At 65.6% G+C, this 20,469-nt stretch carries 17 protein-coding genes; 11 read left to right on the top strand and 6 right to left on the bottom strand.

Annotated features, from left to right (window positions below):
- Positions 1-14: 14 nt before the first annotated feature.
- Genes HF684_RS10755 through cydC form a run of 3 tightly spaced genes read left to right on the top strand, consistent with a single transcriptional unit; the run spans position 15 to position 6,223 of the window.
- Positions 15-1,586 carry a cytochrome ubiquinol oxidase subunit I gene (locus HF684_RS10755; protein ID WP_248278882.1) on the top strand — a complete coding sequence of 524 codons (1,572 nt, stop codon included), beginning with the start codon at positions 15-17 and terminating at the stop codon, positions 1,584-1,586.
- Positions 1,587-1,598: 12 nt separating this feature from the next.
- Positions 1,599-2,621 (top strand): cytochrome d ubiquinol oxidase subunit II, encoded by a 1,023-nt coding sequence (cydB, locus tag HF684_RS10750; protein ID WP_169252458.1) that lies wholly within the window; start codon positions 1,599-1,601, stop codon positions 2,619-2,621.
- Positions 2,618-6,223, top strand: a complete 3,606-nt coding sequence (cydC, locus tag HF684_RS10745; protein ID WP_169252457.1) for a thiol reductant ABC exporter subunit CydC — start codon at positions 2,618-2,620, stop codon at positions 6,221-6,223. Before cydB ends, cydC begins: the two co-directional genes overlap by 4 nt.
- Positions 6,224-6,225: 2 nt before the next feature.
- Here cydC and sepH read toward each other — a convergent pair whose 3' ends face one another.
- On the bottom strand, positions 6,226-7,347 hold the full coding sequence (gene sepH / locus HF684_RS10740; RefSeq protein ID WP_169252456.1) for a septation protein SepH: 1,122 nt from the start codon (positions 7,345-7,347) through the stop codon (positions 6,226-6,228).
- A 283-nt stretch (positions 7,348-7,630) separates the two neighbouring features.
- Between sepH and HF684_RS10735 the strand changes: the two genes are divergently transcribed.
- Entirely contained in the window at positions 7,631-8,743 is a 1,113-nt protein-coding gene (locus HF684_RS10735) for a ferrochelatase (protein ID WP_169252455.1), read from the top strand.
- A gap of 67 nt (positions 8,744-8,810) precedes the next feature.
- On the opposite strand, the gene HF684_RS10730 is transcribed toward HF684_RS10735, so the two are convergent.
- Positions 8,811-9,038: a hypothetical protein gene (locus HF684_RS10730; protein WP_169252454.1), complete on the bottom strand. Its 228-nt coding sequence runs from the start codon at positions 9,036-9,038 to the stop codon at positions 8,811-8,813.
- A 286-nt stretch (positions 9,039-9,324) separates the two neighbouring features.
- On the opposite strand from HF684_RS10730, the gene HF684_RS10725 reads away from it, so the two are divergent.
- The gene (locus HF684_RS10725) at positions 9,325-9,624 is read left to right on the top strand and encodes a DUF4193 domain-containing protein (RefSeq protein WP_039210296.1); all 300 of its coding nucleotides are present in this window, start codon (positions 9,325-9,327) and stop codon (positions 9,622-9,624) included.
- 139 nt (positions 9,625-9,763) lie between these two features.
- Here the strand turns inward: HF684_RS10725 and HF684_RS10720 are convergent, their stop codons facing one another.
- Positions 9,764-10,219 (bottom strand): DUF3093 domain-containing protein, encoded by a 456-nt coding sequence (locus HF684_RS10720; RefSeq protein WP_169252453.1) that lies wholly within the window; start codon positions 10,217-10,219, stop codon positions 9,764-9,766.
- A 64-nt stretch (positions 10,220-10,283) separates the two neighbouring features.
- Between HF684_RS10720 and dut the strand changes: the two genes are divergently transcribed.
- The 3 genes from dut to HF684_RS10705 are packed head-to-tail and all read left to right on the top strand — an operon-like array spanning position 10,284 to position 11,996.
- On the top strand, positions 10,284-10,757 hold the full coding sequence (dut, locus tag HF684_RS10715) for a dUTP diphosphatase (RefSeq protein ID WP_211167981.1): 474 nt from the start codon (positions 10,284-10,286) through the stop codon (positions 10,755-10,757).
- Positions 10,758-10,763: 6 nt separating this feature from the next.
- On the top strand, positions 10,764-11,612 hold the full coding sequence (locus HF684_RS10710; protein WP_169252452.1) for a DUF3710 domain-containing protein: 849 nt from the start codon (positions 10,764-10,766) through the stop codon (positions 11,610-11,612).
- A 6-nt stretch (positions 11,613-11,618) separates the two neighbouring features.
- Complete coding sequence (locus HF684_RS10705; RefSeq protein ID WP_169252451.1) at positions 11,619-11,996, top strand: OB-fold nucleic acid binding domain-containing protein; 378 nt, start codon at positions 11,619-11,621, stop codon at positions 11,994-11,996.
- A gap of 69 nt (positions 11,997-12,065) precedes the next feature.
- On the opposite strand, the gene HF684_RS10700 is transcribed toward HF684_RS10705, so the two are convergent.
- Both HF684_RS10700 and HF684_RS10695 read right to left on the bottom strand, forming a co-directional pair.
- Complete coding sequence (locus HF684_RS10700; protein WP_169252450.1) at positions 12,066-12,752, bottom strand: TrkA family potassium uptake protein; 687 nt, start codon at positions 12,750-12,752, stop codon at positions 12,066-12,068.
- Positions 12,749-13,423, bottom strand: a complete 675-nt coding sequence (locus HF684_RS10695; protein WP_169252449.1) for a TrkA family potassium uptake protein — start codon at positions 13,421-13,423, stop codon at positions 12,749-12,751. The genes HF684_RS10700 and HF684_RS10695 overlap by 4 nt, the downstream gene beginning before the upstream one ends.
- 136 nt (positions 13,424-13,559) lie before the next feature.
- On the opposite strand from HF684_RS10695, the gene HF684_RS10690 reads away from it, so the two are divergent.
- Both HF684_RS10690 and HF684_RS10685 read left to right on the top strand, forming a co-directional pair.
- Positions 13,560-15,470, top strand: a complete 1,911-nt coding sequence (locus HF684_RS10690; protein ID WP_211167980.1) for an APC family permease — start codon at positions 13,560-13,562, stop codon at positions 15,468-15,470.
- A gap of 7 nt (positions 15,471-15,477) precedes the next feature.
- On the top strand, positions 15,478-16,863 hold the full coding sequence (locus HF684_RS10685) for a TRAM domain-containing protein (protein WP_169252447.1): 1,386 nt from the start codon (positions 15,478-15,480) through the stop codon (positions 16,861-16,863).
- Positions 16,864-16,878: 15 nt separating this feature from the next.
- On the opposite strand, the gene HF684_RS10680 is transcribed toward HF684_RS10685, so the two are convergent.
- Positions 16,879-17,073 (bottom strand): hypothetical protein, encoded by a 195-nt coding sequence (locus HF684_RS10680; RefSeq protein WP_101553389.1) that lies wholly within the window; start codon positions 17,071-17,073, stop codon positions 16,879-16,881.
- Positions 17,074-17,384: 311 nt separating this feature from the next.
- Here HF684_RS10680 and acnA point away from each other — a divergent pair, with 311 nt between their 5' ends.
- Entirely contained in the window at positions 17,385-20,069 is a 2,685-nt protein-coding gene (acnA, locus tag HF684_RS10675) for an aconitate hydratase AcnA (protein ID WP_169252446.1), read from the top strand.
- Positions 20,070-20,469: the final 400 nt, after the last annotated feature.

The following is a 20,469-nucleotide window of genomic DNA, read 5'->3' as shown; positions in this document are numbered from 1 at the left end:
TGAATGGAGCACCCATGGAGCTGGACCCGGTCCTCATCGGACGGTGGCAATTCGGAATCACAACGGTCTACCACTTCTGGATGGTGCCGTTGACCCTGGGGCTGGGCATGCTCGTGGCGATCCTGCAGACGATCTACCACCGCACCGGCAACGAGGTGTATCTGCGGAGCACGAAGTTCTTCGGCAAGCTCTTCCTCATCAACTTCATCATGGGAGTGGCCACCGGCCTGGTCCAGGAATTCCAGTTCGGCATGGCGTGGAGCGAATACTCCCGCTTCGTCGGCGACGTCTTCGGCGCACCTCTGGCGTTGGAGGCCCTGCTGGCCTTCTTCCTCGAATCGACGTTCCTCGGCTTGTGGATCTTCGGCTGGGGCAGACTGCCGCGGGCGGTCCACCTCGGTTCGCTGTGGCTGGCCGTCATCGGCACGTGGGTCTCGGCCTATTTCATCATCGTCGCGAACTCCTGGATGCAGCATCCCGTCGGCGTCGAGATGGTCGACGGCCGGCCGGTGATGACCGACGTCTGGGCGGTGCTCGGCAACAACACCGCCATCGCCGCCTTCACGCACACGATCTTCGGCGCCCTGGCCGTCGGCGGTTCCTTCCTCCTCGGCATCTCGTGGTACCACCTCTACCACCGGCGCAAGGACGGAATCGACACCGTCGGAGCCGACGGCAAGGTCATCGTCGGTTCCTCGAAGAAGATTCCCGGACGGGACAAGACAGACCATGCGGTGTGGATCAAGTCCCTGCGCATCGGTGCGATCGTCGGTGTCCTCGCCTTCGCCGGCGTCTCGATCACCGGTGACGTCCAAGCCAAGCTGATGTTCGAGCAGCAGCCCATGAAGATGGCCTCCGCCGAGGCGGCCTGCCACGACGGCACCCAATTCTCCGTTCTCACGATCGCCGACCCCTCGTCGAATGACTGCGACGGCGTGGAGAACATCTTCGAGATCCCCGGTCTGCTGTCGTTCCTGGCCAATGGGGACTTCGACACCCCCGTCCACGGTGTGACGACGCTGCTGCCCGAATACCAGGAGCGCTATGGCACCCACATCCCCGACGACCCGCGCTACGGCGAACACGCCGGCGAACCGATCGACTACCAGCCGATCATGATCGTCACCTACTGGGGCTTCCGGATGATGATCGGCTTCGGCGCCCTGGCCGCCGGGGTCTGCGTCATCGGACTGTGGCTGGCCCGCAAGGGCACGGTGCCCGAGTCCAAGTGGCTCAGCCGCGGCTTCGTCCTGGCCATCACGACACCGTTCCTCGCGAACTCGGCCGGATGGATCTTCACCGAGATGGGCCGTCAGCCCTTCGTCGTGGCCCCGAACCCGGCCCAGCTCGACGGGGTGTATATGTACACCCAAGCGGCGCTGTCACCCGAGGTGACACCGGCAATGCTGCTGTTCTCACTGATCAGCCTGGCCACCGTCTACGGAATTCTGATGGTCGTCGAACTGCGACTGATCACGAAGTACGTCAAGGGCGGAGTCGCCTCGGCGATGCCCGAACTCGACCAGACGAATACGAAGCCCACGATCACCGACAACGGCGACGACGTCCTGTCGTTCGCGTACTGAGGGAAGGTCACGATGGAAATCCTCGCCACAATCTGGTTCGTCCTCATCGTCGTGCTCTGGATGGGATACCTCTTCCTCGACGGCTTCGACCTCGGTGTGGGCATGATGATGCCCTTCCTCAGTCGCAGCGAACGCAGCAAACGCGTTCTGCTCAACTCGATCGGCCCGGTCTGGGAGGGCAACGAAGTCTGGCTGATCACCGCGGCCGGAGCGATGTTCGCCGCCTTCCCGCACTGGTACGCCTCACTGTTCTCCGCGCTCTACATTCCCCTGACGATCTGCCTGCTCGCACTGATCTTCCGCGCCGTGGCCATCGAATACCGCGGCAAGGGGCACTCGCAGCGGTGGAAGTCCTTCTGGACCTGGGCCGTGGCCGTGGGCTCGGCCGGAACTGCCGTCTGCATCGGAGCGATGCTGGCGCTGACGACCATCGGGCTGCCGCTCAATGATCACGGCGATATGGTCGGCGGCCCCTTCGCCTGGATGTCGTGGCCGGCGCTCGTCGGCGGCCTCGGCGGACTCGGCTTCTCCCTGGCCCACGGGCTCATCTTCCTCGGACTCAAGACCCAGGGCGAAGTCCGGGCACGGTCGCGGCGCTGGGCCGGGAGGATCATGCTGCCGGCGGCGATCCCGTTCCTCATCTGGTTCGCCTCCTCGATCACTCAGCGGACCTGGCTCGTCGTTCCGGTGCTCATTGCGATTGCCGCGCTCATCGCCGCGTACTTCGCGGTGCGCGCCGGAGCCGAGAAGAGAGCGTTCATTCTGCACGGGATCTATCTCATCGCAGGACTGGCAGCGGTCTTCTCCGGTGCCTTCCCGAACGTTCTGCCCTCGACGCTCGACCCGTCGAACTCGCTGACGATCGGTGCAGCCTCGTCGTCGGACTACACCCTGAACGTCATGCTCATCGTGACGATCGTGATCCTGCCGATCATCATCGCCTACCAGATCTTCAGCTACCGGATGTTCCTCGGCCGCATCGCCGAGACCCACATCCCCGAAGCGCACAAGCTGCCGGTGGCGATCCGATCGTGAGCTCGCCCCTGTCGATCCTGCTCGAACTGCCGACCGGTCGGCGGGGGCTGGCACTCTCGGTGTTCTCCGCCCTGTGTCGGGCGGTGGGGATCGTCCTCATCGCCGAAGCGCTGGTGCGCGCCATCATCGGCCACAGCGTACCCGGGGTGTGGGTGTTCCTCGGCGCCCTCGGTGCACTGCTGCGCGGCGGCGGTCTCTGGCTCGACCGCAGTTTGGGCACCACCTTGGCCGCTGAATCGAAACAGGGTCTGCGTCGCTCGATCCTTTCGGGTCTGCTTCGCGGGCGGGGACGCCCGCGGACGAATGCGGCGGTCACGGTCACCCGCGGAATCGACGATCTCGATGACTACTTCACCACGGTGGTGCCGGCCCTGACCGCGGCCGCCGTGGTGCCCATCGTCCTGCTGGTGCGCATCGTCTTCAGCGACGTCCTCTCCGCGGTCATCATCGCGGTATGTCTGCCGCTGGTTCCGGTGTTCATGGTGCTCATCGGCCGTTATACGGCGGAGTCGACCTCGGCGACGCTGGCGGCTCTGGAGCGGCTGTCGGATCATCTGGCCGAACTCGCCGAAGGGCTTCCCGCGCTCATCGGCCTCGGGCGTTCACGTGATCATGCGGCTCGGCTGCGGGAACTGGGGCAGCGCTACCATGCGGCGAACCTGTCGACGCTGCGCATCGCGTTCCTCTCGAGTCTGGCGCTCGAGCTCATCGCCACGATCTCGGTGGCACTCGTCGCCGTGGTCATCGGTCTGCGCCTGGTCAACGGGACGATGGACCTGGGCGACGGCCTGCTGGTCCTGCTCATCGCGCCCGAATGCTTCATTCCTCTGCGGGAGCTCGGCGCCGGCTACCACGCGAGCGAGAACGGTCGCGAAGCGCGGGGGAGAGCCCAGGCGCTGATATCAGAGACTCAGACGGCAGCCAGCCGACCGACGACGGCCGCTGCCACCGAGGCGACGGCTGCCGCTGAGGCGACGGCCGACCGGGGACATGCGCTCAACACCACCGGTCGGCCGGGTGAGCAGCGCGTTCTCTATGCCGACGGCACGCTCATCACCTGGTCGGGCGCCATTGACGCTCAGCCGGGCGTGACGACGATCAGCGGCCGGTCGGGGACAGGCAAGACCACTGTGCTCGGTGCGCTGGTCGGCAGCCTGCCGGCCGATGCGCACTCCACTGTCGTTCCCGTTGCTGCAGCCTATGTGCCGCAGGCTCCACGGATGTTCGCCGAGACCATCGGTGCCGAACTCGCCCTCTTCGGACTCGACGAGGACAGAGCGCGGTCGGCCCTGTTCGCCGCGGGGCTGCCCACCGATCTGCGGGTGCAGACTGCGGCGCTGAGCCCCGGCCAGCAGCGCCGGCTGGCGCTGTTGCGTGTGCGGCACCGCCTCGGTGATGGGGGCGGGCTGCTCGTCCTCGACGAACCCACCGCCCACCTCGATGCCGACAATGCCGACATCGTCATCGCCATGATCGCCGAGGCGGCCGCCACCAACCGGGTGGTCCTCGCCAGCCATGACGTACGGGTTCGCGCCCTGGCCGACACCGAGATCCGCCCGGAGAAATCACGAATCGACGGGGCCGAGACTGCGGAGTCGGCGACGGCGGCGGAGTCGGCGGCTGCGGCGGAGACCGCAGCCGCAGGTCAGCGGTGGAGCTCCGCTGCGGAGGCTCCCGCTACACAGACCAGGGACGACTCCGGTCCGAAAAGTCTGCTGGGTTCGGGCAGCGGGCAGCGAGATCGGACGCGTGCGAAGCCGCAGTCGCGAGACCGAACCGATGCCGAGCGGCAGTCGGGCACACAAGCACGGACGGGAACCGAAGCCCGGACAGCGGCACTGCGCCGGCGGTGGTCTGTTCTGAACTCGAGTCTTCCGCTCTTCACCCCGACCATGCTGGTGGCCGCCCTGACCGCGTGCGCGTCCAGTCTCGCGGCCATCGCCTTGACCGCGGTCTCTGCATGGCTCATCGTCGAAGCCTCCTACCAGCCGCCCATCATGCTGCTCATGGTCGCCATCGTCGGCGTGCGCTTCTTCGGGCTCAGCCGGTCCGTGCTCCTCTATGCCAGCCGACTGAAGCTGCATTCGGCGATCTTCGCCGCCCTCACGCGACTGCGCACCCGACTGTGGGAGCACTTCGAGCGTGTGGGCATGAGTGATCGGCGTCTGCTCACCTCGGACTCGGCGCTGCGCGCCATGGTCGCTGACGCCGATGACGTCCGCGACTTGGTGCCCCGGACTCTGTTCCCGCCTCTCGTCTCCGTCCTGGTCGTCATGGGTGTGAGCATCACGGCGGCACTTCTCCACGTGGAGTCTCTGGTCTGGCTCGTCCTGCTGGGCGCCGTCAACCTCATCATCGTCCCGATCATCGTGATACGGGCAGAGAGCCGCTTGGCGCACGGAATCCGGGAGGGGCGCAATCAGATCCTGTCCGCACTCACGCGCGCTCTCAACGCGAAGGACGATCTGCGTACGAACCGGGTCGACACTGAGGTGATCGGCCAGTTGGCGGAGCTCGAACACGATCTCGCAGCGAAGCAGAAGGCGTCCGCCCGCAATTTCGGCCTTGCCCAACTGTGGCTGCAGCTGAGCACCTTCGCCACCGCAGTCATCCTGGCGGTGTCCACGGACGCTCCGACCGAGATCGTCGCCGTGCTCTCGCTCATGGCGCTGGGACTGGGCGAAGTGTTCGCCTCGGCGCTCGAGGCATTCCGCCAACTTCCCGCCCTGGGATCGGCACTGGACTGTCTGCCCGATTCAGACAATGCGGAGGCCCGCGAAGCGGAGGTGTCGGGACCCGACGCCGAGAGAACAGCTCCTGCCGCCGGAACGACGGCCGAAGAGATCGACGATTCGTCCCGCCACTGTGACCCCGCGGCCGAGCTCGTCGGTGTCGACGCCCTCGAATTCGATGAGATCACCGTCGGATGGGACGACCGGGCGGTCGTCGCAGGGCTCGGCCTGCGAGCCGAACGCGGACGGTGGACCGTGCTGTGCGGCGACAGCGGAACCGGAAAGACGACGAGCCTGAGCGTGCTCCTGCGGTTCCTCGACCCCTGGTCCGGAAGCTACCGTGCCTGTGACCGGACCGGGGTCGGCCACGATATGCTCACACGCTCACCAGCGGACCTGGTCGGCCGCATCGCCTGGTGCCCGCAGGAAGCACATGTCTTCCGATCCACCGTGCGCGGCAATCTCGCCCTGGCGAGGCAGACGGTGCCCGGAGACGACGAGATGGCCATCGCGCTGAGAGCGGCAGGGTTGGGCGACTGGGCCGACGCCGCGGGGCTCGACCGGTGGGTCGGCGATCACGGTACGGAGATCTCCGGTGGTCAGCGCCAGCGATTGGCGGTGGCCAGAACCCTGCTGACCGGTGCCGACGTGATCGTCCTCGACGAGCCGACGGCACACTTGGACGATGAGACGGCACGGCTGCTCATCGACGACCTGCGCGAGAACCTCCGCGATCGCACGGTCGTCATGGTCACTCACGACAGGCGACTGATCGCGGATGGCGATGAGGTCGTCGACCTCGGCACAGTCGAACCGGGTGCAGCGGACCTCGGCTCACGCGATCCCGAGGGCGAACACTCGAGAGTCTGAGGTCAGTCCCGCTTCGACCCGAACATGATCTCGTCCCAGCTCGGGATCGAGGCTCGCGAATTCTTCTTCGACTTCGGCTTCGAGTCCTTCGCCGACGCAGAGTCCTTGAAATCATCGGAGTGATCGCTCACCCCGGGCTCATTGAGCAGCGAGAGCTGATTCTCATCATCGAAGACACCGACCTTCTCAGTCGGCTCCTGCGGTTCCTCGGCAGAGGCAGCCGCATCCTCGAAGGCGAAGACCTCGTCATCGGCGGCGGCTTCGGGCTGACCGGGAGCGGTGTGCGCCCCCTGCGGGTGAGTCTCGGGATCCTCGGTGACCGCACGCAGACGGGTCCGCGGCTCCTCCTCGGTGTGGCGACGCTTGCGCAGGTTCTCCAGAATCCGGCCGGTCTCAGCTTGGTGATCGCGGGCCTGCTGCGACGGAGCCGAACCGGCGGTGGGGCGGACCGGTCCGTCCGCGGCGATCGACGCGGACGACTGATCGGTGCGCGGGAGGACATCGACCTCCTCGGTGCTCCTCTGACGCTCCGCACCGCTGCCGTAGTTCGGGATCGGTCCGGTGTCGGTGGGGCCGGAATCGGCGAGCCACTTCGCCTCGTCGTCGATCGGGGTCAGCGATCGGCGGTAGTAGTGCCAGCTGGCGGTGCGGACTCGATCAGCGGCAGTGAAGCTGAGCTGGATGTACCAGTTGCCGTCCTGCTGCTTCCAGGAATCCCATTCCATCGTCTCGATATCGACATCACGCATCGCCAGACGTTCCTGGCACAGCTCGATGAGCGGAGTCGGCTCACCGTTGGGATCGTGGTCGGAATAGATGGGATGACGGCTGGCGAGGTAGGCGGTGCGTTCGCGTTCGGCCATCGCCGGACCTACGTAGGTGCGCACATATTCGAGATCGGCTCCGGTGGTGGCCACGACCTCTTCGGCGTCCATGCCGCCGCGGATCATGGCCTGGATCTCCTTCGGGCGCACGGGAGCCTCGGGCTTGGACTGGGAGCGGTCCCTGCGGACCGCGGCGATGAGAGCCTCATCGAGGACGACTCGGTACTGAAGCCCGTTCTCGTCGTTCAACAGCAGATGAGTGCCGTCTGCGTTGACTCCGTTCAAGATCAGTTCACGCATTGCCTTAAGCTCCTTTGTCGCGTCTCTTGAAGATCGTGTCACGTTCGGCGCGTCGCGCCGGGCAGATTTCCGCGCGAGTCGCGAAATCACAGGCCGGATCGACCGCCGGCAGAGGGAGACTGTGAGACCGGCCACGGTTGAGTCGGGCGTGAACCCGGGGCCTGAACAGTTGACAGCGGCACGGCAGGCGTGGTCCGACCCGATCCGGTCTGCACCGTGAGTGGGCACGGCTCACTCTGTGGACAGCGGGCCGAGTTGAGGTGCAGTCTGTAAGATCGAAACCGTGAAAACGACTGCACCCATCGACGCCCTGGTCCTCATGTCATTCGGCGGACCGGAGGCCCCAGAAGAAGTGGTTCCATTCCTTCGCAACGTCACCGCCGGCCGCGGGATTCCCGAGGAGCGGCTCGAGGAGGTGGGGGAGCACTATTTCGGCTTCGGAGGGAAGTCTCCGATCAATGATCAGAACAAGGCGCTGCTGGCCGCGCTGCGCGACGAACTCGATCGTCGCGGGATCGAGACTCCGCTGATCTGGGGAAACCGCAACTGGGACCCCTATCTCACCGATGAGGTCCGCACCCTGGCGAAGGACGGTGCCACACGGTTCCTCTCGATCGACACCTCCGCCTACTCGTCCTACTCGTCGTGCCGTCAGTACCGTGAGGACTTCGCGAAGACGATCGACACGCTCAAGGACGAGGGCCTCACCGTCTCGATCGACAAGATCCGTCAGTTCTACAACCACCCCGGCTACGCCGACGCTTGCGCGGACTGTCTGAACGAAGGACTCACCGACTTCCGGAGCAAGGTCGGACAGATGGACTCGGCCAAGCACCGGATCCTCTTCGTCACCCACTCGATCCCCAACGTCATGCAGGACGCCTCCGAGGTGACGACCAACGGCTACCGTGCCCAGCACGAAGAGCTCATCGACCATCTCGTGGGGCGCATCGATCAGGCCGATCGTGTTCCGGCCGAACTCGTCTACTGTTCGCGTTCGGGCTCGCCCGAGGTGCCGTGGCTCGAACCCGATGTCAACGACCGGATGACCGAACTCGCCGAGGAGGGGGTGACCGGTGTCGTGCTCGTGCCCATCGGCTTCATCTCCGATCATATGGAGGTCGCCTTCGACCTCGACACCGAGGCGAAGGAGACCGCCGCAGAGCTCGGGCTCGACTTCACCCGAGTGGCGACTGTGGGCACCCACGACGCCTTCGTCAAGGGCCTCGTCGATCTCGTGGAGGAGCGTATCGCTCAGCTGCGCGGAGATGACATCGACGCTCCGGCCCTGCCCGGGACGAAGGCCCTGGTGCCCGGCAGCGGAGCCTGCAGCATCGCCTGCTGCCGCGGTCGCATCGAACGCGCGACCTATCCGAACTGGGCCATGGCGAACTGAGGCCCGGAGCCGAAAGAGCCCTCCCTCACCGAATCGGTGAGGGAGGGCTCTTTCTCTCGATGTTCTCTCAGTTATCCTCGGGGGCCGGGATGACCGGCAGGGCACCTGTCTCGGCCTGGATCACCTCGGCGATGGGACCGGTGTCGACATCGTTGCGACCGGCCAGTTCCATGAGGTTCTGCAGGTCGTCGATGAGGTTTTCGACGAGGAAGTCGTCACCGGCAGACCGGGCCTCGTGAATGCGATGACGGACATCATCGATTCGGGTGTCGAGCTGATCAGCGAATTCACTCATTGTGGATCCGTCCTTCCTCGGGCCGCCTCCACAGGGGACGAACCCGGTAATCTACCGACAGGCAGTGCTGTCGGTGCTGTCCATCACAAGCATTCTTGCAGAGCTCTTCGTGAACTCTATGTGTGCTCTGTCCATGCAGACAAGCTGGTGACGAGAATCACCGCATCCGGTGTTCATTCCATCTTGCCAACGGCAAGCATACAGTGCACAATGCTGGGGACACATCTCGGAAGAGGAGAATAGTTCCTCTTCGGCACCCCCTCCGGACAGAGAGCGATGAGGCCATATGGCAACAGACTACGACGCACCTCGCAAGCAAGACGATGAGATCAAAAGCGATTCGATCGAGCAGCTCAAGGCCCAGCGTTCCCAGGCTCAGGCGAGCAAGATCGACGAAGACGAGACTGCAGTAGCCGAAGGCTTCGAACTTCCGGGTGCGGACCTGTCGAACGAAGAGCTCTCCGTTCGGGTCCTGCCCAAGCAGAACGATGAGTTCACCTGCATGGAGTGCTTCTTGGTCCGCCATCGTTCGCAGCTTGCGACGGAAGAGGGCGGGATCCCCATCTGCACGGACTGTGCAGGCTGAATCGCTTCTCTTCTCGAAAACGGACCGCGCCCTCAATTGGGTCGCGGTCCGTTCTTCTTCTCCAATTGCTACCTGACGGCGGCGCAGCAACCTCGCGCGAGGTTGCTGCGCCGCCGTCAGGTAGCAATAAGGGGCGGGGTTAGGGGGTGAGGGCGGCTGCGAGTTCGTGGGGGCGCCGTGATGAGACGAGCCAGTACGGGGTGGGGTCCGTATCATCGTCGAGATCGATGCGGACGACGGACTTCGCCCACGGGCGGATCTTGAGGAAAGCGCGCGCATCGAGATCGACACCGCGGGCCCGGCGGGCCTCCTCGCCGTCGAAGGCGACCGCGCGAGGGACGAACCTGCGGTCGATATGCGCTTCGCCCACGAACAGCTGACGTTCGGTGACGATGATCGACAGCGTCAGCGAGTTGAGCCACCAGGCGAAGAGGATGAAGCTGATGACGGGAAGGATGACGGTGCCGAGCTGCCAGACGGGCATGACCATGAGCGCCGTCGACAATGCGGCCACCACGACGAGGATCCACATGCCGATCGAGGGACGGACCTTCTCCTGAAAGACCACATGGGTTCCGGATTGAGTTGCTGCCATGGGGCCATTGTCCCATAGCGAGAAGTTTGGCCACGCTCAGGCTGGAGCGTTAGAGTGCTTCTTTGTGACGGAAACCGTGAAGATCAACCTCCAGCTCCTCGACGCGGGCATGAGCGCACCCGCCTACGCGCATGCGGGCGACGCCGGGGCGGACCTGCGTTCGACGATCGACTTCGTCCTCGAACCCTTCGAACGCCGTGTCGTGCCGACCGGAATCGCGATCGCCCTGCCGGAGGGCTATGCGGCCTTCGTCCACCCGCGTTCGGGGCTGTCGAGCAAGCACGGGGTCACCGTCGTCAACGCTCCTGGCACCATCGACGCCGGATACCGCGGCGAGATCAAGGTGCCGCTGATCAACCTCGATGCGAAGACCCCGCTGCGCGTCGTCCGCGGCGACCGCATCGCCCAACTCGTGATCCAAGCGATCGCCCACGCCGACTTCGACATCGTCGAATCCCTTGATGACAGCGCCCGCGGCGCCGGGGGATTCGGATCCACCGGCGGAATCGACGCCGGCCTCAGCGAAAAGGAGAAGTGAGGACTCATGGGACTGTTCTCCCGGTTCAAGAAATCCACACCGACGACCGATGACGACGTCCGTACCGACGACGAACTCACCGACGACGATGAGCTCGACGCCCAGGACGCCGACACCGACACCGAGGCTGTCGACAGCGCAGACGAAGACGCCGATATCGACGCGGCCGAGTCCGACGACGCGGCCGAGTCCGACGACATCGACGAGGAAGAGGCGCTGCTGGAGAAGTCAGCACCCTTCGACCGGTCCGACAACGGCCCGTTCGACATCTCCGAGGAGTATCCGGAACATGACCGCCTCGACCTCGGCGCACTCAAGGTGCCCGTCGTCGACGGAATGCAGGTGCGTCTGGACACGGACGATGATTCTCAGCGCGTGCTGGCAGTGACTCTCATCCACGACGGCGGAGGCATCCAGTTGCAGGCGTTCGCGACACCACGGTCCGAGGGCCTGTGGAACACGGTGCGCAGTCAGCTCGCCGAGTCCGTGACCAAACAGGGCGGGGAATCGACCGAGCTGCACACCTCGCTCGGCAGGGAACTGGCCATCGAAGTTCCGGCGAAGACGGAATCCGGCCGTCCCGGCAAACGCGCCATGCGCTTCGCCGGCATCGACGGACCACGCTGGTTCGTCCGCGCCGTGTTCTCCGGCAAGGCCGTGACCGATGACGAGGTGCGAGCCGAACTCTCCGCACTCTTCCGCGGAGTCGTCGTCGACCGCGGTCAGGAGGCCATGGCTCCCCGCGAGCTCATCGCCCTGACCGCCCCGCAGGTCGACCAGGGCGAGACGGAGGAGAAGCACGAAGACGAGCTCAACCCCTTCGAACGCGGGCCCGAGATCACAGAGGTCCGCTGAGCGGCGATGCGGAACCTCATTCCCCGCCTCGTGCGCGAGTTCGGATCCCGTGAGGCCGAGGCTCGGGCCGATCTGCGCCTGGTCAGTCAGATTCCCGGCGTCATCCCGGTCGAAGAGTTAGAGGCGCGAAAGACCTCACGCATCGCCGGAGTCGTCTCGGCGACGACCCAGTCATGCAGCGCCGACAGTCCCAGGCTCGATGTCACCGTGGCCGACGGCACCGGCGAAGCCCGCGCCCAATTCCTCGGACGTCGCGAGATCAGCGGCATCCGTCCCGGATCCCTGATCGTCTTGGAAGGACGATTCTGCGGAAAGGACGGAGTGCTCACCGCACACAATCCCGTCTACGAACTCGTGCAGACGCGCGACGACTCCGAGGACTGACCGGTCTGCAGCCACCAGACGGTCTCCACCGCCGAGTCGTCGCGGACGCTCGCGGATGACTGAGCCGCCTCAGCCCTCGGTGTTCTCGTCGGCTGTCGCGGTCTCCTGCAGCAGCGCGAGCAGCGCCGACTCCTGATCGGGGGAGGAGAGGAAGAACAGTTCGTCTCCGGCTTCGATGACGTCATCGGCACTCGGGGCGAACGCCCGCGAATTGCGGATGATCGCCACCAGCACGGTATCGAGCGGGAAGGTGATCCCGCCGACGCGCTCGGCCACGAGCTCGGCGTTCTCGTGCACGGTGAACTCGAGCAGCCCTGCCTGACCGCGTTCGAAGCTCATGAGGTGGACCAGTCCGCCGACCTCCACTGCTTCCTCCACGAGTGCGGTCATCAGGCGCGGAGTCGACACGGCGACATCGACGCCCCAGTTGTCGTCGAAGAGCCATTCGTTCTTCGGGTTGTTCACGCGCGAGACGGTCCGCGGCACCCCGAACTCGGTCTTCGCCAGCAGGGAGAGCACGAGGTTGGTCTTGTCATCTCCTGTCGCGGCCACGACGACATCGGCCTCCTCCAGCCCCGCCTCGGCGAGACCGGCGAGCTCGCACGCATCGGAGAGCAGCCATTCGGCGCCCGGAATGCGCTCATGCCCCAGCGCCTCCTTGCTCTGATCGATGAGGAGGACCGTATGGTCCTTGTCCAGCAGCTCCCTGGCCACCGAGCGTCCGACGGAACCGGCACCGGCGATGATGACTCTCATTCTTCTTCCTCCACGGTTCGCACGGGCTGATCGAGGATCCGTTCGATCTCGCCGAGGCGGTCGACCGGAGCCATGAGATGAACGAGATCTCCGTCCTGGAGGAGCAGATCATCATGGGCGACGATGCCCTCGGACAGACGGGTGACATAGGCGACCCGCGCCTTGGTCCGTGTTTCGATCTCCTTGATCGGACGCGCCACCCAGCCAGGATCCAGATGCACCTCCGCCAGGACGAGTCTGCCCGAGGGGTCACGGTATTCGGTGATCGACCCCTGCGGGACGAGCTTGCGCATCACCTGCTCGGCCGTCCACCGCACGGTGGGCACGGTGGGGATGCCGAGCCGTTCGAAGACCTGCGCCCTGTTCGGGTCGTAGATGCGGGCGGCGACATTGCTCACGCCGAAGGTTTCGCGAGCGACACGCGCGGCGAGGATATTCGAATTGTCACCGCTCGAGACGGCGGCGAAGGCGAAGGCTTCGGCGGTCTTCGCCTGGGACAGGGTCTCACGGTCGAATCCGACCCCCGTGATCGTCGAGCCGCTGAAATCCCGACCGAGCTTGAGGAACGCGTCGGGATTCCGGTCGACGACTGCGACGGAGTGCCCATTCGCATCGAGGGCTTTGGCCAGGGACGCCCCGACTCGGCCGCAGCCCATAATCACGAAGTGCATGGGTAATCCTTCCCGCAGTGATCTACCATTGGTTGCCGTGGCCAGCAGTTTTTCTGATGCCGTCAAAAGACTACTCGTTGGACGGCCCTTCCGCAGTGAGGACAGGCGTGCGCCTGCGCTGAAGAAGCGCATCGCGATGCCCGTCTTCGCCTCTGACATGCTCTCATCGGTGGCCTACGCCCCCGATGAGATCCTGCTGGCACTGTCACTGACCTCACTCGTGGCCCTGACCGTGGCCCCCTGGATCGGTGTGGCCGTCGGCATCGTCATCCTCGTGATCGTCGCCTGCTACCGCATCAATGTGCGTGCTTACCCCTCCGGTGGGGGCGACTACGAGGTGGCCTCGAAGAATCTCGGCTCCGGGGCCGGTCTCGTCGTGGCCGCGGCTCTCCTCGTCGACTACGTGCTCACCCTGGCCGTGTCGATGACGGTCTTCGCCGCCTATATCACCACGGCCTTCCCGATGCTCGCGCCCTACCGTGTGCCCGTGGCCATCGTCGGCATCCTGCTCATCTGCTTCGCCGGTCTGCGCGGCTCACGAGCCACTCCGATGCTGCTGGCCGTGCCGACCTACCTGTTCCTCGGTGCCGTGTTCCTGACGATGTCGGTCGGTCTCATCCGGGTCGGACTCGGCGACACTCCGCACGCTCAGACCGCCGACTACACCGTCGTGCACAGCAACATCGGCGACCAGGCGACTCTCGGCCTGGCCACGGTCCTCATCGTCCTCCGTGCGTTCTCCTCCGGAGCCGTCGCTCTGGCCGGAGTGCAGACCGTGGCCACAGCGGTACCGGCCTTCAAGAAGCCGCGCGGCAAGAACGCCGGCAACACCCTGCTGCTGTCGGGGCTGCTCGCGGCCCTCATGCTCACGGGGCTGACCTATCTGGCATCGGTCACCGGCATCAAATACGTCGACGACCCGCATATCTACCTCGTCCGCGCAGACGGCAGCCCGGTCAGCGCCGAATACGAACAGGAACCCGTCCTCGCGCAGCTCGCACACGCGATCTTCGACAACGCGCCGGCGATGTTCTTCATCGTCGTGCTCATCACCGCGCTCGTGCTCATCGCCGCGGCGAACACCGCGGTCGAGGGCTTCCCCGGACTGGCCTCTCGACTGGCCCGCGATGAATTCCTGCCGCGGCAGCTGGCGACGAAGGGCGACCGCCTCACCTTCTCCAACGGCATCCTGCTGCTGGCCGCGGCCGCGATCGTCCTCGTCATCGCCACCTCCGCCTCGGCGACGGTGCTCATCCAGCTCTACCTCGTCGGGGTCTTCGCCAGCTTCGTCCTCGGCCAAGCGGGCATGGTCCTGCACTGGCGCAAACGCCTGCGCCTGGTCATCGACTCGAAGACCCGGATGCGCATGCACCTCAACCGGGTCGTCAACGCCGTCGGCTGTGTGCTCGCTGCCGGTGTCCTCATCGTCGTCATCGTCTCGAAGTTCCTCGCCGGAGCCTGGCTGGCCGTCGCCGCCATGGCCGGGCTCTACCTCGTCATGGGGGCCATCCACCGTCACTATTCGCGAGTGGCCCGCGAGCTCGCCCCCGACGCTGATGTCAACTCGCGGACGATTCCGTCGAACACCCACGCCATCGTCGTCGTCAGCGAAATCGACAAACCGACGATGCGGGCGCTGTCCTACGCTCGGGTGACCCGGTCGAGCCAGCTCGAAGCCGTCACCGTGGCCGTGGACGAAGAGGCCGCGGCCGGTCTGCAGAAGAGGTGGAACGAGATGGAGCTGCCGGTGCCGCTGACGGTGCTCGGCTCGCCTTACCGCGAACTCGTCCGCCCGATGCTCGCCCATATCCTCGCCATCCGCCGCAGATCGCCCAGGGACCTCGTCATCGTCTACATCCCGCAGTTCGTCGTCGGTCGTTGGTGGGAGCACATCCTGCACAACCAGGTGGCTCTCAAGCTGCGCACCCGACTGCTGCTGGTGCCCAACGTCGTCGTGGTCTCCGTACCCTGGCGACTGAAATCCTTCTCCCGACAGTACGGCGGAGACGGCCCAGATGCCGACACCTCGCTGTACAGACAGGCATAGAACACGCATGAGCGACACCTCGTCTCCCGCCCGGGAACTCAACCTCGACATCGAGGCACCGGCGGCCGGCGGCACCACCATCGCCCGCCACGATGGCCAGGTCGTCTTCGTCACCGGTGCCCTGCCCGGTGAGAAGGTCCGAGTCCGCACCGAGGCGGGACCGCCCGCCCGATTCCTCCGTGCGACCGTCACCGAGGTGATCGAGGCCTCTGCCCATCGCGTGCCCGACCGTCGCCTCGACTACGCACCCGGCGATTCGGCCGACGGCTCCGGTGCGGGATCCGCTGCGGGCAACGGTGGACGGCCCGTGCCGGGGTCGGCCGGATTCGGCGGCATGGAATTCGCCCATGTCGACCTCGCCTACTCCCGCACGCTCAAAGCCGAGGTGCTTCACGACCAGCTCAAGCGCATCGGCCACATCGACGCCGACCCCGAGGTGCTTGCCGCACCGGGTGAGACCGACGGCACGGACTGGCGCACACGCGTGCAGCTGGCCGTCGACGATGCCGGCCGCGCAGGAATGGTCGCCCCCCGATCTCACGAGGTCATCCCCGTGACCGCGCCGCCCCTGGCCGCCGGGCCCCTGCACGAGCTCGACATCGCGGGGCTGCATGCGCCTGGGGCGCGCCGGCTCGAATTCGCGTGGGCCGGTGACCGCGGTGCGCTCATCGTCCGCGGGCAGCCCACCGCGCAGGTCCTCGACGCAATCGAATCCTGGCTGCCGACCTCCTTCTCACTCCTCGCCGAGGCGGCTGAACCCGAGAGCGGCCATAGCCGTGGCCGCGGTGGTCGTCACCGTGGGCGCAGGCGCGCCCAAGCGCCTACTCGTCCGCTGCGAGTCCTCCGCGGTGAGGCCACCCTGACCGAAACGGTCGACGGTCATGACTTCACCGTCGGCGCAGACGGCTTCTGGCAGGTCCACCGGAGCGCAGCCGCACTGCTCAGCTCGGAGGTCGTCACAGCACTGCCTGCCGATGTCGAGGCGATCACCGACCTCTACTGCGGGGTCGGACTCCTCGGCATCACTGCCGCCCGGGACACCGGTGCACCCCTGTTCGGGGTCGAAGGGGTGGAGGCGGCCATCGCGCATGCGCGCGAGAACGCCGCCGATCTCGAGTCCCGCTTCCTCGCGCTCAGCGTCGATCGGGCCCGACTGCCCGATTCGGACGTCATCATCCTCGACCCGCCACGGGCGGGTGCTGGGAGGAAGGCCACCTCGGCGATCATCGAATCCTCCGCCCGCACCGTCGTCTACGTCTCCTGCGACCCGGCCACGCTGGCCCGGGACCTCGCGGCTCTCACAGGCGGGGGATTCGCGATCGAGAGCCTCACCGGATTCGACCTCTTCCCGCTGACCGCGCACCTGGAGACCGTCACAGTCCTCAGGCGGTGACCTCAAGCGGTGACCTCATGCGGTGACCGGGCGGCGGGGGAGGAGGACGAGCGCGATGAGGGCGATGAACGTCGTGAGGAAGCCCCACAGTCCCCACCAGCCGCCCGACCGGCCCTTCTCCTTCGCGAACGAGCTGCAGACGACGGCGAAGATGATGCCGACGAGCAGTGCGCCGAAGCCGAATCCGGCGCCTAGGGTGAACGGGTCCATGGGAACTCCTCGGTGGTGACACGCTGGTGCGATGCCTCGTGTGACTGTGCTTCTCACGCTAGGCCGTCAGACCCGGCCACGGCCCTGGTGATGCCCGCACGAGGACGTGCGGAAAACCCGATCGACGGGCGCCGTTCGTCCGTGTGCCATGGTGGTCAAAGCCCCTCAAATGCGATAGAATTTATCTTGACGTCAAGATACTTTTGGAAACATATGTGTCGCGTAAATCGGTGCGCGATGCAAGGGTCCGACCGCCGAGTCGGACGGGCCCGGTTTCGTGGATGAGTATCGGATGAAACAGGAGAATCACGATGAGCAACGTCGATACGTTCAAATCGAAGAGCACCCTGACCGTAGGCGATAAGGATTATGAGATCTATCGCCTGGACCAGGTCAAAGGGTCGGAGAAGCTTCCCTTCAGCCTCAAGGTGCTGTTGGAGAACCTGCTGCGCACGGAAGACGGCGCCAACATCACTTCGGAACATATTCAAGCCCTCGGCAGCTGGGACCCCAATGCCGAACCCGATACGGAGATCCAGTTCACCCCGGCCCGCGTGGTGATGCAGGACTTCACCGGCGTGCCCTGCATCGTCGACCTCGCCACCATGCGTGAGAAGGTCGTCGAGCTCGGCGGCAGGCCTGACCAGGTCAACCCGCTGGCTCCGGCCGAGCTGGTCATCGACCACTCGGTGCAGATCGACCGCTTCGGCACCGCCGACGCCGTCGAACTCAACATGGACATCGAATACCAGCGCAACGGTGAGCGCTACCAGTTCCTGCGCTGGGGCCAGACCGCATTCGAAGACTTCAAGGTCGTGCCTCCGGGCATGGGCATCGTCCACCAGGTCAACATCGAGCACCTGGCTCGCGTGGTCATGCCGCGTGAGGTCGACGGAGTCCTCCGGGCCTACCCGGACACCCTCGTCGGCACCGACTCGCACACCACGATGGTCAACGGCCTCGGTGTGCTCGGTTGGGGCGTCGGCGGCATCGAGGCAGAGGCCGCCATGCTCGGCCAGCCCGTGTCGATGCTCATCCCGCGCGTCGTCGGCTTCAAGCTCACCGGTGAGATCCCCTCCGGCGTCACGGCCACGGATGTCGTCCTCACGATCACCGATATGCTCCGTCAGCACGGAGCCGTCGGCAAGTTCGTCGAGTTCTACGGCAAGGGCGTCGCCGAGGTGCCGCTGGCCAACCGTGCGACCATCGGCAACATGAGCCCCGAGTTCGGTTCGACCGCCGCGATCTTCCCGATCGACGAAGTCACCATCGACTACCTCAAGCTCACCGGCCGCTCGGACGAGCAGATCCAGCTCGTCGAGGACTACGCCAAGACGCAGGGACTCTGGCACGATCCGGAGAACGAAGTCGAGTACTCCGAGTACCTCGAACTCGACCTGTCCACCGTGGTGCCCTCGATCTCCGGACCGAAGCGCCCGCAGGACCGCATCGAGCTCTCCGACGCCAAGAACCAGTTCGCCAAGGACATCCACAACTACGCCGCTCCCGGCGAGGAGTCGAAGTCCGTGGACGTCAGCACCGCCGACGGACGCAACTTCGAGCTGGCCAACGGTGCCGTGGCGATCGCTTCGATCACCTCCTGCACCAACACCTCGAACCCCTCGGTGATGATGGCCGCCGGCCTGCTGGCACGCAATGCCCGCAAGCGCGGACTCAACTCGAAGCCGTGGGTCAAGACCTCGATCGCACCGGGTTCGAAGGTCGTCACCGAGTACTACAACAAGGCCGGCCTCATCGAGGACCTCGAAGCCCTGAACTTCTACATCGTCGGCTACGGCTGCACCACCTGCATCGGCAACTCCGGTCCGCTGGACGCGGAGATCTCCGACAGCATTCAGGACAACGACCTCTCGGTCACCGCAGTCCTGTCGGGCAACCGCAACTTCGAGGGCCGCATCAGCCCGGACGTGAAGATGAACTACCTCGCTTCGCCTCCGCTGGTGATCGCCTACGCCCTGGCCGGCACCATGGACTTCGACTTCGAGAACCAGCCCCTGGGCAAGGATTCCGACGGCGTCGACGTCTACCTGGCCGACCTGTGGCCCTCGCCCGACGAGGTCGAGTCCGTCATCGCCGATTCGATCTCGACCGATATGTTCGACAACGAATACGGTCGCATCTTCGACGGTGACGAGCGCTGGCAGCAGCTCGACACCCCCGAAGGCAAGGTCTTCGAGTGGGACGACGAGTCGACCTACGTGCGCAAGCCCACCTTCTTCGACGGCATGGGTCTCAAGCCCGAAGCCGTCAAGGACATCAAGGGCGCCCGCGTGCTCGCGAAGCTCGGCGACTCGGTGACCACCGACCACATCTCGCCCGCAGGTTCCTTCAAGGCCGACACCCCGGCCGGCAAGTACCTCGTCGAGCACGGCGTCGAGCGCAAGGACTTCAACTCCTACGGCTCGCGTCGCGGCAACCACGAAGTGATGATCCGCGGAACCTTCGCGAACATCCGTCTGCAGAACCAGCTCCTCGACGGAGTCCAGGGTGGCTTCACCCGGGACTTCTCGCAGGAGGGTGGACCGCAGACGACGATCTACGACGCCTCCGTGAACTACCAGGCCGCCGGCACCCCGCTGGTCGTCCTCGGTGGCAAGGAGTACGGCTCGGGATCCTCGCGTGACTGGGCCGCCAAGGGCACGAAGCTGCTCGGCGTCGAGGCCGTCATCACCGAGAGCTTCGAGCGCATCCACCGCTCGAACCTCATCGGCATGGGCGTTCTTCCGCTGCAGTTCCCCGCCGGCGAATCCGCTGATTCGCTCGGACTCGACGGCACCGAGACCTTCTCCATCGAAGGCGTCACGGAGCTCAACGAGGGCACGACTCCGGCGACCGTCAAGGTCACCGCTGAGAAGGAAGACGGCACCAAGGTCGAATTCGACGCCGTCGTCCGCATCGACACCCCGGGTGAAGCCGACTACTACCGCAACGGCGGCATCCTGCAGTACGTGCTGCGTCAGCTCGCAGAAGCCTGATCGCAGGAGACGAGGCCTGAGCGGCGACTTCGCCGCACCAGGCTGAGCCGTGAGTCTGCGACTCGCGGCAGCCGGTTCGCGCTGAAGCGCTGAACGGGAACCGAATGAGGGCCGGTGGGATTCTTCCCACCGGCCTTCGTCGTCCCCGGATGCGTGCGGCGGTGCCGTTGACAGAGCATCCCTCACCGTTCGCGTTACGTCCTCCACACAGTTCGGCATCCCTCACCGTTCGTGACAAACCACACCGCTGCCAAGGAATCCGTCACCGTTCGTGACAAATCGCCCCGTTGCAGCGGGGTGGTGTGCGGCGAAGGGTGAGGGACGGTCGCTGTCGTGCGGGATTGTCAGGGAGCGTGAGCGCGCCCGCGGGAATCCTTGCGCTGGTGGTCGGCCGCCTCGG

The sequence above is a fragment of the Brevibacterium sp. 'Marine' genome, assembly GCF_012844365.1.
Taxonomy (GTDB): domain Bacteria; phylum Actinomycetota; class Actinomycetes; order Actinomycetales; family Brevibacteriaceae; genus Brevibacterium.
Note: the sequence above shows the minus strand (reverse complement) of the source record. Positions and strands in the feature narration are given on the sequence as shown.

What these genes read in the sequence shown, in the direction of transcription:
- HF684_RS10755 (WP_248278882.1), top strand. Translation starts at nt 15, where the DNA reads ATGGAGCTGGACCCGGTCCTCATCGGACGGTGGCAATTCGGAATCACA.
- cydB (WP_169252458.1), top strand. Translation starts at nt 1,599, where the DNA reads ATGGAAATCCTCGCCACAATCTGGTTCGTCCTCATCGTCGTGCTCTGG.
- sepH (WP_169252456.1), bottom strand. Translation starts at nt 7,347, where the DNA reads ATGCGTGAACTGATCTTGAACGGAGTCAACGCAGACGGCACTCATCTG.
- HF684_RS10730 (WP_169252454.1), bottom strand. Translation starts at nt 9,038, where the DNA reads ATGAGTGAATTCGCTGATCAGCTCGACACCCGAATCGATGATGTCCGT.
- HF684_RS10725 (WP_039210296.1), top strand. Translation starts at nt 9,325, where the DNA reads ATGGCAACAGACTACGACGCACCTCGCAAGCAAGACGATGAGATCAAA.
- HF684_RS10720 (WP_169252453.1), bottom strand. Translation starts at nt 10,219, where the DNA reads ATGGCAGCAACTCAATCCGGAACCCATGTGGTCTTTCAGGAGAAGGTC.
- HF684_RS10710 (WP_169252452.1), top strand. Translation starts at nt 10,764, where the DNA reads ATGGGACTGTTCTCCCGGTTCAAGAAATCCACACCGACGACCGATGAC.
- HF684_RS10705 (WP_169252451.1), top strand. Translation starts at nt 11,619, where the DNA reads ATGCGGAACCTCATTCCCCGCCTCGTGCGCGAGTTCGGATCCCGTGAG.
- HF684_RS10700 (WP_169252450.1), bottom strand. Translation starts at nt 12,752, where the DNA reads ATGAGAGTCATCATCGCCGGTGCCGGTTCCGTCGGACGCTCGGTGGCC.
- HF684_RS10695 (WP_169252449.1), bottom strand. Translation starts at nt 13,423, where the DNA reads ATGCACTTCGTGATTATGGGCTGCGGCCGAGTCGGGGCGTCCCTGGCC.
- HF684_RS10690 (WP_211167980.1), top strand. Translation starts at nt 13,560, where the DNA reads ATGCCCGTCTTCGCCTCTGACATGCTCTCATCGGTGGCCTACGCCCCC.
- HF684_RS10685 (WP_169252447.1), top strand. Translation starts at nt 15,478, where the DNA reads ATGAGCGACACCTCGTCTCCCGCCCGGGAACTCAACCTCGACATCGAG.
- HF684_RS10680 (WP_101553389.1), bottom strand. Translation starts at nt 17,073, where the DNA reads ATGGACCCGTTCACCCTAGGCGCCGGATTCGGCTTCGGCGCACTGCTC.
- acnA (WP_169252446.1), top strand. Translation starts at nt 17,385, where the DNA reads ATGAGCAACGTCGATACGTTCAAATCGAAGAGCACCCTGACCGTAGGC.